At 36.3% G+C, this 13,963-nt stretch carries 11 protein-coding genes and 1 riboswitch; all 11 genes read left to right on the top strand.

Annotation, left to right across the window (positions count from 1 at the left end; all coding sequences use genetic code 11):
• Nucleotides 1–9: 9 nt before the first annotated feature.
• Nucleotides 10–720, top strand: coding sequence for a phosphoadenylyl-sulfate reductase (locus J7574_RS04745; RefSeq protein WP_290964886.1), 711 nt, complete (start codon nt 10–12; stop codon nt 718–720).
• Between the two features lie 239 nt (nt 721–959).
• Nucleotides 960–1,859 carry a sulfate adenylyltransferase subunit CysD gene (gene cysD, locus J7574_RS04750; RefSeq protein ID WP_008466601.1) on the top strand — a complete coding sequence of 300 codons (900 nt, stop codon included), beginning with the start codon at nt 960–962 and terminating at the stop codon, nt 1,857–1,859.
• Between the two features lie 127 nt (nt 1,860–1,986).
• On the top strand, nt 1,987–3,231 hold the full coding sequence (locus tag J7574_RS04755; protein WP_290964889.1) for a GTP-binding protein: 1,245 nt from the start codon (nt 1,987–1,989) through the stop codon (nt 3,229–3,231).
• 83 nt (nt 3,232–3,314) lie between these two features.
• A complete protein-coding gene (locus J7574_RS04760) occupies nt 3,315–5,405 on the top strand; it encodes a HEPN domain-containing protein (RefSeq protein ID WP_290964891.1) in 2,091 nt (696 codons plus the stop codon).
• Nucleotides 5,398–6,171, top strand: a complete 774-nt coding sequence (gene cobA / locus J7574_RS04765; RefSeq protein WP_290964895.1) for a uroporphyrinogen-III C-methyltransferase — start codon at nt 5,398–5,400, stop codon at nt 6,169–6,171. Before J7574_RS04760 ends, cobA begins: the two co-directional genes overlap by 8 nt.
• 140 nt (nt 6,172–6,311) lie before the next feature.
• Complete coding sequence (locus J7574_RS04770) at nt 6,312–6,893, top strand: bifunctional precorrin-2 dehydrogenase/sirohydrochlorin ferrochelatase (RefSeq protein WP_290964898.1); 582 nt, start codon at nt 6,312–6,314, stop codon at nt 6,891–6,893.
• A gap of 98 nt (nt 6,894–6,991) precedes the next feature.
• Nucleotides 6,992–8,044 carry an NAD(P)/FAD-dependent oxidoreductase gene (locus J7574_RS04775; protein WP_290964900.1) on the top strand — a complete coding sequence of 351 codons (1,053 nt, stop codon included), beginning with the start codon at nt 6,992–6,994 and terminating at the stop codon, nt 8,042–8,044.
• Between the two features lie 314 nt (nt 8,045–8,358).
• Complete coding sequence (locus tag J7574_RS04780) at nt 8,359–8,718, top strand: TfoX/Sxy family protein (protein WP_290964902.1); 360 nt, start codon at nt 8,359–8,361, stop codon at nt 8,716–8,718.
• Nucleotides 8,719–8,858: 140 nt separating this feature from the next.
• A riboswitch (SAM riboswitch) is annotated at nt 8,859–8,976 on the top strand.
• Between the two features lie 331 nt (nt 8,977–9,307).
• The gene (locus J7574_RS04785) at nt 9,308–10,312 is read left to right on the top strand and encodes a homocysteine S-methyltransferase family protein (RefSeq protein ID WP_290964905.1); all 1,005 of its coding nucleotides are present in this window, start codon (nt 9,308–9,310) and stop codon (nt 10,310–10,312) included.
• 18 nt (nt 10,313–10,330) lie between these two features.
• Complete coding sequence (locus J7574_RS04790) at nt 10,331–10,858, top strand: hypothetical protein (RefSeq protein WP_290964908.1); 528 nt, start codon at nt 10,331–10,333, stop codon at nt 10,856–10,858.
• A gap of 308 nt (nt 10,859–11,166) precedes the next feature.
• A complete protein-coding gene (gene metH, locus J7574_RS04795) occupies nt 11,167–13,842 on the top strand; it encodes a methionine synthase (RefSeq protein WP_290964911.1) in 2,676 nt (891 codons plus the stop codon).
• Nucleotides 13,843–13,963 lie beyond the last annotated feature (121 nt).

The raw sequence follows: 13,963 nt of genomic DNA on the forward strand, positions 1-13,963 counted from the left end.
GAAGAGATTATGAGTGCGAGTATTGTACAAGAATTATTAGAGAAAACTAAAGATTTTTCGCTTGACGAAACCTTAGTTTTTTTAGCAGAAAAATTTCCGGGAAAAGTAATTTTTTCGACTTCTTTCGGTCAGGAAGATCAGGTAATTACAGATTTTATTGCAAAAAGTAACACTGATATTGCCGTTTTTACTTTAGATACAGGAAGATTATTTCAGGAAACTTACGATGTTTTTCATAAAACATTAAAAAAATACAAAAGGCCAATTGAGGTTTATTTTCCAGAAGCGGCGTCAGTTGAAAATCTTTTGAAAACAAAAGGACCAAACAGCTTTTACGATTCAGTAGAAAATAGAAAAGAGTGCTGTTTTATTCGAAAAGTAGTTCCGTTAAGAAAAGCGTTAGCAGGAAATTCAGTTTGGATTACAGGCTTAAGAGCAGAACAATCAGAAAACAGACACGATTTAAGCTTATTTGAATACGATGGAAATTTCGAAATCATCAAATTCAATCCGTTGCTTAAATGGACTTTAGAAGAAGTTGAAACCTATCTTTCTGAAAACAATGTTCCTCAAAATGCTTTACACAAACAAGGTTTCGTAAGTATTGGATGTGCACCTTGTACAAGAGCCATTTTTCCAGGTGAAGATATCAGAGCCGGAAGATGGTGGTGGGAATCAAGCCATAAAGAGTGTGGTTTGCATAGTGCCAAGAAAGAATAGATTTTTTTAGAAGAAAGAGGCAAGAGGCAAGACTTTGTTTAAGAAAATAGAAAATAGAACAAAGAATAAAGAATATAGATTTTAGTTCCGGAGGAACGATTCATATTGTAGCGCCGGATTTTAATCCGGTGAGGTTAAAGAGAATAGAATAAAGAGTGGAGATTTTAGATTAGGCAGAAAACTTGAAACTTTAAACCTGAAACAAAATTTTTACAACAAAAATATCAAACAAAAAAACAATGAGTTCAGTATTAAAAACAAACGCTTTAGAGAGTGAAGCGATATATATTTTCAGAGAAGTAATTTCACAGTTTGACAAACCGGTTTTACTTTTTTCAGGAGGAAAAGATTCTATTACATTAGTGCGTTTGGCACAAAAAGCATTTTTCCCTGCTAAGATTCCGTTTCCTCTATTACACGTTGATACGGGACACAATTTCCCTGAAACAATCGCTTTCAGAGATAAATTGGTAGAAGAATTAGGTTTAGAGTTGATTGTTCGTAATGTTCAGGATGCTATTGATGAAGGAAAAGTAGTTGAAGAAACTGGTAAATATTCAAGCCGTAATAGCTTGCAGACTACAACACTTTTGGATGCAATTGAAGAATTTAAATTTGATGCTTGTATTGGTGGTGCGCGTCGTGATGAAGAAAAAGCAAGAGCTAAAGAACGTATTTTCTCTGTTCGTGATGATTTCGGACAATGGGACGAAAAAAATCAAAGACCTGAGTTGTTTGATATCTTGAATGGAAAAATTGAAAATGGACAAAACGTTCGTGTTTTCCCAATTTCAAACTGGACAGAATTAGATGTTTGGAGTTATATCGAAAAAGAAAAAATCGAGATTCCGTCTATTTATTTCTCACATAAAAGAAAAGTTTTTTTGAGAGACGGTTTAATCTGGTCGCATTCTCCTTTTGTGTACCAAGAAGAAGACGAACAAATCGAAGAAAGAATTGTTCGCTTCAGAACCGTTGGAGATATGAGTTGTACAGCCGCTGTTGAATCTTATGCAGCAACAATCGAAGAAGTGGTTGGAGAAATCAGATCATCAACTATCTCTGAAAGAGGTGCCAGAATCGATGACAAACGTTCTGAAGCTGCAATGGAGAAAAGAAAACAACAAGGATACTTTTAATAATTGTTAATGATGAATTGTTAATACAATTCAGAACCTTTAAAAGTAAAAATCAAGAAAACAAAAACATACAGATTTAAGTTTCGCGAGAACATGAAACTTTAAACCTGAAACAAAATATTACAGAATGGACGTTTTAAAAATAGCAACAGCAGGAAGTGTAGATGACGGAAAAAGTACTTTGATCGGAAGATTATTGTACGATACAAAATCATTGACTACAGATAAAATTGAAGCAATCGAAAAAAGTAGTAAACAAAAAGGATACGATTATTTAGATTTCTCTTTGGCAACTGACGGATTAGTAGCAGAGAGAGAGCAGGGAATCACGATTGACGTTGCGCATATTTATTTTTCTACTGCAAAGAAAAGTTACATTATTGCCGATACTCCAGGTCACGTAGAATATACAAGAAACATGGTTACAGGAGCTTCGACTTCTCAGGTTTCTATCATTTTAATCGATGCTAGAAAAGGCGTTATCGAGCAAACGTATCGTCACTTTTTCATCAACAATTTATTGAGAGTAAAAGAAGTAATCGTTGCCATCAACAAAATGGACTTAGTAGATTACTCAGAAGAAGTTTTCAATAAAATCAAAGCTGATTTTGAGGCATTAAACGCAAAAAGCACTTTCAAAGAGCAAAATGTAAGCTACATTCCGTTAAGCGCAATCAACGGTGGAAACGTTGTGGACAAGTCAGAAAATATGCCTTGGTATGAAGGACAAACTGTTTTAGAACATTTAGAAGGATTGCATTCTCATGATGTTTATGAGGCAGGAAAAGCACGTTTTCCAGTTCAAACCGTTATTCGTCCAAAAACAGAAGAATACCACGATTTCAGAGGTTATGCAGGGAAATTATACGGAAACTCTATTAAAGTTGGAGATGCTGTAACAGTTCTTCCTTCTTTAACAGAATCAAAAGTTTCAAAAATTCACTTCTTCGATAAATCATTTGACGAAGCTTCTGCAGGTTCTTCAATCACTATCGAATTAGAAAATGATATCAATGTAACGAGAGGCGATATGATTGTAAAATCAGACGAGCTTCCAAGAATTGAAAAAGATATTACAACGACAGTTTGCTGGATGGACAGTAAAAAACTGGTTCCAGGAACAAAATATCTTGTACAGCACAATACGAACAGAGTTTTAGCAAAAGTAGAAAGCATTAAAAACACGATTGCAACTGATTATTCAGGAACAACAGAAGCTTCACAATTAGCGATAAACGAAATCGGAGAAGTGAGCATCAAACTAAGCAAGCCTTTATATTTTGACGCTTACAACGAAAACAAATCAAACGGAGCTTTTATCTTAATTGATACAACAACCAATACAACAGCAGGAGTAGGATTTATTCGCTAGTTGATAGTTGATGGTTTTTGGTTGATAGTTATTCTGCCAGCAAACCAACAACCAACAACAGACAACCAACAACTAAAGACAAAATGGAAAGTTTTAGAACAGAAATAGAAAATCCGGTAGTTCAGAAAGAGATTATCGAATTAGAAAAAAAGATTCATTTATTCCGAGGAGGAAAAATTGATGATGAGCGTTTTCGTAGCCTTCGTTTAGCGCGTGGTATCTACGGTCAGCGTCAGGAAGGTGTTCAGATGATTCGTATCAAATTGCCTTATGGTAAAGTGACCAGCGAGCAATTGAGAAGAATTACGGAAGTATCCGATAAATATTCTACTGGACGTCTGCATATTACAACACGTCAGGATATCCAGATTCACTACGTAAGTTTGGACAGAACACCTGAACTTTGGTCAGAATTGGCAAAAGACGATATTACTTTGCGTGAAGCTTGCGGCAATACCGTTAGAAATATTACAGCGAGCGAATTAGCAGGTGTAGATGTAAACGAACCATTTGATGTTTCTCCTTATGCACACGGTTTGTTCCAATACTTGTTGAGAAATCCAATCTGTCAGGAAATGGGACGTAAATTTAAAATTTCGTTCTCTTCTTCAGATGAAGATACGGCGCTGAGTTATTTGCACGATTTAGGATTTATTCCAAAAATCAAAGACGGGCAAAAAGGATTTAAAATCATGTTCGGTGGAGGTTTAGGATCTCAGCCAGCGCATGCAGAATTACTTTCTGAGTTTGTTCCAGTAAACGAAATCATTCCAACGGCAGAAGGAATCATTCGTATTTTTGATAGATACGGTGAGCGTGCAAAAAGAATGAAAGCACGTATGAAATTCTTAATCAAAGAAATGGGAAGAGATGTTTTCCTTGATTTAGTTGAAAAAGAGAAAAAAGCAATCGCTTTTGAAACATACGAAATTGATACCACTGCTTTTGATGGTCCAATTCCAGAGCCAGTTTTAGAAGTGCCGAAAGTTACAATCGAAGATGCTGCAGCTTATGAAGCTTGGAAAAAATCGAATGTAATTGCACAAAAACAAGCAGGATATTACGCTATCGGAATCAAAGTTTTATTAGGAGATTTTTATACTGATAAAGCGAGATTATTAGCAGATTTAGTTAAAAATTACGCAGCAAACGAATTACGTTTTTCATTGCGTCAAAATATTGTAATACGTCACGTAAAAGAGGAAAATCTTCCTTTCTTTTATCAAGAATTAGCCAAACTTGACTTTGTTCATTTAGGATATAATTCGGTTGGAGATATTACGGCATGTCCGGGTACTGATACTTGCAACTTGGGGATTGCAAGTAGTACCGGTATTGCAGAAGAATTAGAAAGAGTTTTAAGTGCAGAATATCCTCAGTATTTAAACAACCGCGAAATTGAAATTAAAATTTCGGGATGTATGAATGCATGTGGGCAACATAATATGTCTGCAATTGGATTTCAAGGAATGTCTATCAACTCAGGAAAATTAGTAGCTCCGGCTTTACAAGTTTTGTTGGGTGGAGGAAGATTAGGAAACGGAGAAGGACGTTTTGCTGATAAAGTAATTAAAGTGCCTAGCCGTAGAGGTCCGGATGCATTGCGTACCATCTTAAATGATTTTGACGCTAATGCGAATGGGCAAAAATTCCTAAACTATTATGATACAAAAGGAGAGAAATACTTCTACGAAATCTTAAAACCATTATCTGATGTAACGAATCTAACAGAAGCTGATTTTGTGGATTGGGGTAACGCAGATAACTACGTAAAAGCAGTTGGAGTTGGAGAATGTGCTGGTGTTGTGATCGATTTAGTGGCAACTTTATTGTTTGAAGCTAAAGAGAAATTAATATTGGCTCAAGAATCTTTTGACGAGAAAAAATGGTCAGACGCAATTTATCATGCTTATGCAGGATTTGTAAATGGAGCAAAAGCTTTATTGTTGGCAGAAAACCAAAAAACAAACCATCACGCAGGAATCGTTGATTTGTTTGATACTGTTTTTATCGATACCAATAAAATCGAATTGAATTCAACTTTTAAAGACTTGGTTTACCAAATCAATAAAAATGAACCATCTGAAGCTTTCGCTAAAGATTACATTGCACAAGCGACCGTTTTCTTTGATAAAATTGAAACATTCAGAGCACAAGAATTAGCAAATGCTTAATATAAAACCCAAAATAACTTTAGTCGGTGCAGGTCCGGGCGATCCCGATTTACTTACGCTAAAAGCTGTAAAAGCACTGGCTGAAGCTAATGTGGTTTTATACGACGCCTTAGCCAACGAAGAAATTCTGAATTACGCACCAAAAAATGCGATTAAAATTTTTGTTGGAAAAAGAATTGGAAACCATGCCTACACGCAAGATCAAATCAATCAATTGATTGTAGATAATGCTTTGACGTATGGAAATGTAGTTCGACTAAAAGGTGGAGATCCGTTTATTTTTGGAAGAGGAAGCGAAGAAATAGAATACGCAGAAAGTTTCGGAATTGAAACGATTGTCGTTCCCGGAATTTCATCTGTAGTGGCAGTTCCAGCAAGTCAGGGAATTTCCATTACAAAAAGAGGAGTTTCAGAAAGCTTTTGGGCCATTACAGGAACTACATCCGATAGAAAATTATCTTCAGACGTAGCTTTGGCGGCGCAATCTTCTGCAACAGTTGTAATCCTGATGGGGATGCACAAACTGCCGCAGATTATCGATTTGTTTCAAAAAGAAAACAAAGGAAATCTGCCAGTTGCGATCATTCAAAACGGAACAACAGCAGAAGAAAAAATGGGTGTAGGAACAGTAGATTCGATTTTAGAAATCGTAAAAGAAAAAGAATTAGGTTCTCCAGCCATTATCGTTTTAGGCGAAGTGGTAAAAGAAAGCCATAAACTAAAAGGATTTTACGAAGAATTTTTATCAAAAGAAATAATAAGATAAGTTCCCAAGGAACGACCGATTTTGCAACATCAGGTTTAAAACCGATATTTACATAGAATTGTTCCGTCAGGAACTAAATATTGGTAGATAAAAAAATGTTGTAAAAAAAAATGTTCCGATAGGAACTACATATTGGTAACATGGAACAAAACGAATTATATCCAATATTTCTAAAGCTTCATAATTTAAATGTATTGATTGTAGGTGGAGGAAATGTAGGTTTGGAAAAGCTTTCATTCTTGCTCAAGTCAAGTCCGAATGCTAATGTTGAGGTAGTAGCAAAAGAATTTCATTTAGAAATAAAAGTTCTAGCTGAAAAACATCCTTCGATTACATTGACCAAATCGAAGTTCAAAAAGAAAATGCTCAAAAAGCGCCACATGGTAATTGCTTGTACAGATAATCTTGAAGTCAATAAAAGAGTGTACAATTTAGCCAGAAAACGCTATTTGATTTGCAATATAGCCGATACGCCAGATTTATGCGATTATTATTTGGGCGGAATCGTAACAAAAGGAAATGTAAAAATTGCCATTTCGACCAACGGAAAATCACCGACAACAGCCAAAAGGCTTCGAGAGTTTTTTGAAGAAGTAATTCCAGAAGACATCAATCAAATGGTTGAGAATCTGAACGAATACCGAAAAACGCTTAAAGGTAATTTTGAAGATAAGGTTAGAAGAATGAATGAGATTACCTCTTCATTAAAAAATAAAGAGTAACAAATACCACATAGAAACGAAATGATAAAAATCATTGTCAGTAGAATAAATTATTCGTTTCTTTGTATTATTAAGAATGATTATAAACAACAACCATAATGATTAAAACAGATATACTTATAATTGGAGCAGGACCAACAGGTTTATTTGCCGTTTTCGAGGCAGGATTATTGAAATTAAAATGCCACATCCTGGACGCTTTACCACAAGCAGGAGGACAGCTTTCAGAGTTATATCCTAAGAAACCAATTTATGATATTCCTGGGTTCCCAGAAGTTTTAGCCGGAGATCTTGTAGACGGATTGATGGAGCAGATCAAACAATTTGAGCCAGGTTTTACTTTAGGAGAGCGTGCAGAGACAATCGAAAAACAAGAAGACGGAACTTTTATTGTAACGTCTAATAAAGGAACTAAATTTCACGTGCCAGTTATTGCAATCGCTGGAGGTTTAGGAAGTTTCGAGCCTCGTAAACCACTTATCGAAGATATCGAGTTTTATGAAGATAAAGGAGTAAAATACTTCATCAAAAATCCTGAGAAATTCAGAGATAAAAGAGTTGTTATTGCTGGAGGAGGAGATTCAGCTTTAGACTGGTCAATTTTCTTGGCAAACGTAGCTTCAGAAGTAACTTTAATTCACCGTAGAAACGAATTTAGAGGCGCTTTAGATTCTGTAGAAAAAGTGCAGGAATTAAAATCAGCTGGAAAAATTAAATTAATCACTCCTGCAGAAGTTATCGGAATTAATGGTGCTGAGCACGTAGAATCGTTAGACATCGAAGAAAACGGAGCACACCGTAAAATCGAGTGTGACTATTTCATTCCACTTTTCGGATTAACTCCAAAATTAGGTCCAATTGCAGACTGGGGATTAGAAATCGAGAAAAATGCCATTAAAGTAAACAATGCATTAGATTATCAGACCAATATTCCTGGAATCTTCGCCATTGGAGACGTAAATACATACCCTGGAAAATTAAAATTAATCCTTTGTGGTTTCCACGAAGCAACATTAATGTGTCAGGCTGCTTACCAAATCATCAATCCAGGTAAAAAATACGTATTGAAATATACAACAGTATCTGGAGTAGACGGTTTCGACGGAACTCGTAAAGAAGCTCCTAAGGCAGTTGTTAAAGCGATTGTTTAGTCTTAAAGATGCTAAGATACTAAGGTTCTAAGCTACTAAGATTTTTAAATATTATGAAGCCCAAACTTTTAAAAGTTTGGGCTTTTTTTATTCATCAAGGTAAATTCCAGAGGGATGAAATATTGGTAGAAAAGAAATCATGTGTTTGTAAAAGAGCTCCATCGGAGCGAAATATATGTCGCTCCGATGGAGCTTTTGTTGTTGGGTTATTGTTTCTATAAATATTGCGCTCCGCTGGAGCTCAAAAAGTTAAAGATTAAATTCAAGAATAAAAACTTAGTAACTTAGTAGCTCAGAATCTTGAATCTTTAAAAATGGCCTACGACGAAAATAATGCACAAAGAATCCGAACATACCTTCAGTTCAAAGAAGCTGATTTTTTCGAAAAGAAAATGTTTGGTGGACTTGTTTTTATGGTAGACAATAAAATGTGTTGTGGAACCCGACTTGACAAACAAACAGGAGAAAATCTGTTGCTTTGCAGAATTGATGATAGTACATATCTAAGTGTATTAGAAAGAGACGATGTAATACCAATGTCAAGCTCTGAAAGACCAATGAAAAACTATATTTTCGTCACGGAAAACGGCTGGCAAAGAAATAAGGATTTAGAATTATGGTTACAGTTTTGTTTAGATTTTAATCCGCTTGCAAAAGCTAGTAAAAAAAAATAATTCACTAGAAGCACTAATCATTACCATTATAAAAAACAAACTTAGAGGCTTAGTAACTTAGAACCTCAGAGCCTTAAAAAAAAACATTTGCAAATCGTATTGCCATTTCATACCTTTGCACTGTTCTTAAAAATTATTGTTCGTTATCACGAAAGGCGGAGGGATAGACCCGATGAAACCTTAGCAACCCTTTACTATAAAGAAGGTGCTAAATTCTACTTTGTATCGTAAACACACGGTATTTAAGATAGATAACACAAATACATTCTCGTATTTCTCAAAACTTTTCCAGACAACATACAAATAATTTACTGAAAGGAATTTCGGTAAGGAGCGAATCATTGGCGCATTTTTGCAGTCAATAGTTCCCGCTTTTCGTTGCAATCTTTTGTTCGCCGCGGCCAACAAAAGGATTTCCACTTCAATCGGGGCTAATGAGCCAGCAATAGTGCACTTTTGGAATTAATGTGAGAAAAAATATCGAAGACTAAACCCGACAGGTTTTAAAAACCTGTCGGGTTTAAATAGAGCCTTCAAAACTATAATTAAAAAAAGCTTTGCGCCTTAGCGCCTTAGCGGCAAGAGAAAGATGTCGATTACAATTCAAGAAGCAATAAAGAAAAATATCCTAATCCTTGACGGAGCAATGGGAACCATGTTACAACGTTACAACTTCTCTGAAGAAGATTTCCGTGGCGAACGTTTCAAAGATTTCCCGCATCCGTTAAAAGGAAACAACGATTTATTATCCCTAACGCAGCCACAGGCCATTCGTGATGTTCACGCTGCGTACTACGAAGCAGGAGCAGATATCGTAGAAACCAATACATTCTCGGGAACGACAATTGGTATGGCCGATTACCATATGGAAGATTTGGTTTACGAACTAAACTACGAATCGGCTAAACTGGCAAGAGAAGTTGCGGATGAATTCACAGCAAAAAATCCGGAGAAACCACGTTTTGTAGCAGGTTCAATCGGACCAACAAACCGTACGGCAAGTATGTCTCCAGACGTAAATGATCCAGGTTACAGAGCCGTAACTTTCGATGATTTGCGAATTGCATACAAAGAGCAAGTAGAAGCTTTAATGGACGGAGGATGCGATTTGCTTTTAGTAGAAACGATTTTCGACACACTAAATGCAAAAGCAGCACTTTTTGCAATTGAAGAAGTAAAAGAAGAACGCAATATCGATATTCCGATCATGGTTTCAGGAACTATTACCGATGCTTCGGGAAGAACACTTTCTGGACAAACGGTTGAAGCATTCCTGATTTCAGTTTCGCATATTCCGTTATTAAGTGTTGGTTTCAATTGCGCTTTAGGAGCCGATTTATTGAAACCATATTTAAAAACATTAGCACATAATACAAGTTTTAACGTTTCGGCGCATCCAAATGCAGGATTGCCAAACGCTTTTGGACAATACGATGAAACACCAGAGCAGACTCAAGCTTTCATAAAAGAATATTTAGAAGATAATTTAATCAATATCATTGGAGGTTGTTGCGGAACAACTCCAGATCATATTCGATTAATTGCGGAGGTGGCGAAGGATTATAAGCCGAGAGTTGCGACGGTTAATGTGTAAATTTTTTTAAAAAAATTAATGAAAATTAAACATCTAGTTTTATTAGTCTTTCTTTCAGCTTTACTTGCGCGATGTGCTTCGTCAGCAACCATTGAAGGAATGACGGTTAAAGATTATAAAACCGAAAAAAAAGTTGGAGATAAAATTTTTATTAAATCTGTTACAGGTGGAAAAAAAACAAATCCATTATGGACGTCTAAGATTTCTAATGAAAATTTTGAAGAAGCATTTAAAAAGTCTGTTATCGAATCTGAAGTATTTTCGAAAATAGATTCGATTGCAAATGATGAGAATTGGGTTCTAGAAATTAATTTGATTTCTGTTGATCAACCTTTTTTTGGAATGACCTTTACGGTCAAAACTACAATAGAATATAAATTGTATTATCAAAATAAATTGAGGTTTAGCAAGAATATTAAACAATCCGGAAGTGCTACAATGTCAGATGCTATTTTAGGAGTAAAAAGGTTGCGATTAGCGAATGAAGTTTCGGCAAAAAATAATATAATTGAGTTACTTCGATCTTTAAACGAAATTTCTCTATAAAAAGTAGAGCTATAAAATATTACGGTTTAAAATTATAAAAATGCAGTTTTATTCGCGTGAGGGATAGAAGCGGTTAGCCCACAGCCTGACGAAGGAAGAGCGAGGACTAAGAGCGGATAGCCCGACCCGGAGGGACACGCCCAAAACAATAAACATAAATACCTAGGTTTCGAAAACCTTGCAGGACAGATAAATAAAATGTGAGATTGCTTTGTTCGTCGCAAGGACAAGCAAGAGAATGAAAATAAGTTCCGATAGGAACTAAATATTGGTAGCAACGGAATTCATTCCGTTGAAAATTGAAAGAAATGACAGAAAAAAGAAGAGACCTTGTATTATCAGGATTAGAACCTTTGATTATTACGCCGGAAAGCGTTTTTGTAAACGTTGGTGAGCGTACGAATGTAACGGGTTCACGAAAATTCCTTCGATTAATCAAGGAAGAGAAATATGACGAGGCACTTGATATTGCAAGACAGCAGGTAGAAGGAGGAGCTCAAATCATCGATATTAATATGGATGAAGGAATGTTGGACGGTGTAACTGCTATGACCAAATTCCTAAACTTGATTGCTGCAGAACCAGATATTTCGAGAGTGCCGATTATGATCGACAGTTCGAAATGGGAAATCATCGAAGCGGGTCTGAAAGTAGTACAAGGAAAAAGTGTTGTAAACTCGATTTCGCTAAAAGAAGGCGAAGAAGCCTTTATTCATCACGCAAAATTAATCAAACGTTACGGTGCGGCTGCTATTGTAATGGCTTTTGACGAAGTAGGTCAGGCCGATAATTACGATCGCCGAGTTGAAATCTGTCAGCGTTCGTATGATATTTTGGTCAATAAAGTAAACTTTCCACCACAGGATATTATTTTCGATTTGAACATTTTCCCAGTGGCAACAGGAATGGAAGAACACCGCCTGAATGCTTTGGACTTTTTTAGAGGAACAAAATGGGTTCGCGAAAACTTGCCGCACGCACATATTAGCGGTGGTGTGAGTAACGTTTCGTTTTCTTTTAGAGGAAATGACGTGGTTCGCGAAGCGATGCACTCGGTGTTTCTATATCACGCAATCAAAAACGGAATGACAATGGGAATCGTAAATCCAGAGATGTTGACGATTTACGATGATATTCCGAAAGACTTATTAGAACACGTTGAAGACGTAATTCTAGACAGACGTGACGATGCTACAGAAAGACTTTTAGATTTTGCAGAAAACGTAAAAGGAGAAGTAAAAAGCGATGAAAAAGCGGTTCAAGAATGGCGTTTAGGATCGGTCCAAGATCGTATTACGCACTCGTTGGTAAAAGGAATCGATGCTTTTATTGAAGAGGATGTTGAAGAAGCGCGTTTAGCAGCTACAAAACCAATTGAAGTTATCGAGATCAATTTAATGGCTGGAATGAATGTCGTTGGAGATTTATTCGGAAGCGGAAAAATGTTCCTTCCTCAGGTAGTTAAGTCGGCTCGTGTAATGAAAAAAGCAGTGGCGTATTTATTGCCGTTTATTGAAGCAAGCAAACAAGCAGGCGACAAACAAGGAAACGGAAAAATCTTGATGGCGACTGTAAAAGGTGACGTTCACGATATCGGAAAAAATATTGTTTCGGTAGTGTTGGCTTGTAATAATTACGAGATTGTCGATTTAGGAGTAATGGTTCCTCCAGAGAAAATTATTTCGGCTGCAATTGAGCATAATGTAGATATTATCGGATTAAGCGGACTGATCACTCCTTCGCTTGACGAAATGGTGTATTTAGCCAAAGAATTAGACAAACAAGATATTAAAATCCCGATTATGATTGGTGGGGCAACAACTTCGCGCGCGCATACCGCCGTGAAAATTGCACCTCAATATAGAGAAACTGTTATTCACGTAAACGATGCTTCAAGAGCTGTTACTGTTGCAGGAAACCTGTTAGATCATAACCGAAAAATATATGCAGCAGATATTCGTGCAGAATACGATTCTTTTAGAGAAACGTTCTTAAATCGTTCAAGAGACAAAAACTTCTTAACGATCGAAGATGCTCGTAAAAATAAACTACCGTTGGATTGGAGCGAATATACTCCAGTGAAACCAAAAGTAATTGGTGCACAAACCATCGAAGTAGAATTGGATGTTTTGGTTCCGTACATTGACTGGACGCCATTCTTTCAAACTTGGGAATTGTATGGGAAATATCCAGCAATTTTAACGGATGAGGTTGTAGGCGAACAAGCGACTTCTGTTTTTAATGATGCTCAGGCAATGCTGAAAGTCATTTTAGCAGAGAAAAAACTAAAAGCAAAAGGTATTTACGGAATTTTCCCTGCGAATCAGGTAAATGACGACGATATCGAATTGCGTGATGAAAATGGAAAAGTTTTGGAGAAATTCTTAACGCTTCGTCAGCAGTCACAAAAAACGAAAGGCGCTCCAAATATCGCTCTAGCCGATTTTATTCTGCCTAAAGAAAGTGGTATCGAAGATTATATGGGAGCTTTCTGTGTAACTACTGGTTTTGGTGTAGACGAATGGGCTGCAGAATATGAAAAGAATCTGGATGATTATAATTCGATTATGGTTAAAGCGCTTGCAGATCGTTTTGCAGAGGCTTTCGCCGAATATCTTCACGAAAGAGTGCGTAAAGATTTCTGGGGTTATGATTCTGAAGAATCTTTAACTAATGAAGAATTAATTAAAGAGAATTACAAAGGAATCCGTCCTGCGCCAGGATATCCAGCTTGTCCGGATCACTTGGAGAAACCAACGATTTGGAAACTTTTGGATGTTGAAAAACAAATAGGCGTGAAACTGACAGAAAGTATGGCGATGTGGCCAGCTTCTTCGGTTTCAGGATACTATTTCGGAAATCCAAAAAGTAGATATTTCGGGCTAGGAAAAATAAAAGAAGATCAGGTAAAAGATTACGCCAAACGCCGAAATGTACCGCTTGATTACGCAATGAAATGGTTAAACCCTAATATAGCAGATTAACGAAGTTATTTTTGTTTCAAGTTTCAGGTTTCAAGTTTGCATAGCTTGAAACTTGGAACATGAAACCTGAAACTTTGAAACAAACAAAAAATGATTGATTTAAGTTTTTGATTTCAGATTT

The sequence above is a fragment of the Flavobacterium sp. genome (genome assembly GCF_017744675.1).
Classification (GTDB): Bacteria; Bacteroidota; Bacteroidia; order Flavobacteriales; family Flavobacteriaceae; genus Flavobacterium.

Excerpts from the sequence above, each read along its gene's own strand:
- J7574_RS04745 (WP_290964886.1), top strand. The coding sequence starts at position 10 with ATGAGTGCGAGTATTGTACAAGAATTATTAGAGAAAACTAAAGATTTT.
- cysD (WP_008466601.1), top strand. The coding sequence starts at position 960 with ATGAGTTCAGTATTAAAAACAAACGCTTTAGAGAGTGAAGCGATATAT.
- J7574_RS04755 (WP_290964889.1), top strand. The coding sequence starts at position 1,987 with ATGGACGTTTTAAAAATAGCAACAGCAGGAAGTGTAGATGACGGAAAA.
- J7574_RS04760 (WP_290964891.1), top strand. The coding sequence starts at position 3,315 with ATGGAAAGTTTTAGAACAGAAATAGAAAATCCGGTAGTTCAGAAAGAG.
- cobA (WP_290964895.1), top strand. The coding sequence starts at position 5,398 with ATGCTTAATATAAAACCCAAAATAACTTTAGTCGGTGCAGGTCCGGGC.
- J7574_RS04770 (WP_290964898.1), top strand. The coding sequence starts at position 6,312 with ATGGAACAAAACGAATTATATCCAATATTTCTAAAGCTTCATAATTTA.
- J7574_RS04775 (WP_290964900.1), top strand. The coding sequence starts at position 6,992 with ATGATTAAAACAGATATACTTATAATTGGAGCAGGACCAACAGGTTTA.
- J7574_RS04780 (WP_290964902.1), top strand. The coding sequence starts at position 8,359 with ATGGCCTACGACGAAAATAATGCACAAAGAATCCGAACATACCTTCAG.
- J7574_RS04785 (WP_290964905.1), top strand. The coding sequence starts at position 9,308 with ATGTCGATTACAATTCAAGAAGCAATAAAGAAAAATATCCTAATCCTT.
- J7574_RS04790 (WP_290964908.1), top strand. The coding sequence starts at position 10,331 with ATGAAAATTAAACATCTAGTTTTATTAGTCTTTCTTTCAGCTTTACTT.
- metH (WP_290964911.1), top strand. The coding sequence starts at position 11,167 with ATGACAGAAAAAAGAAGAGACCTTGTATTATCAGGATTAGAACCTTTG.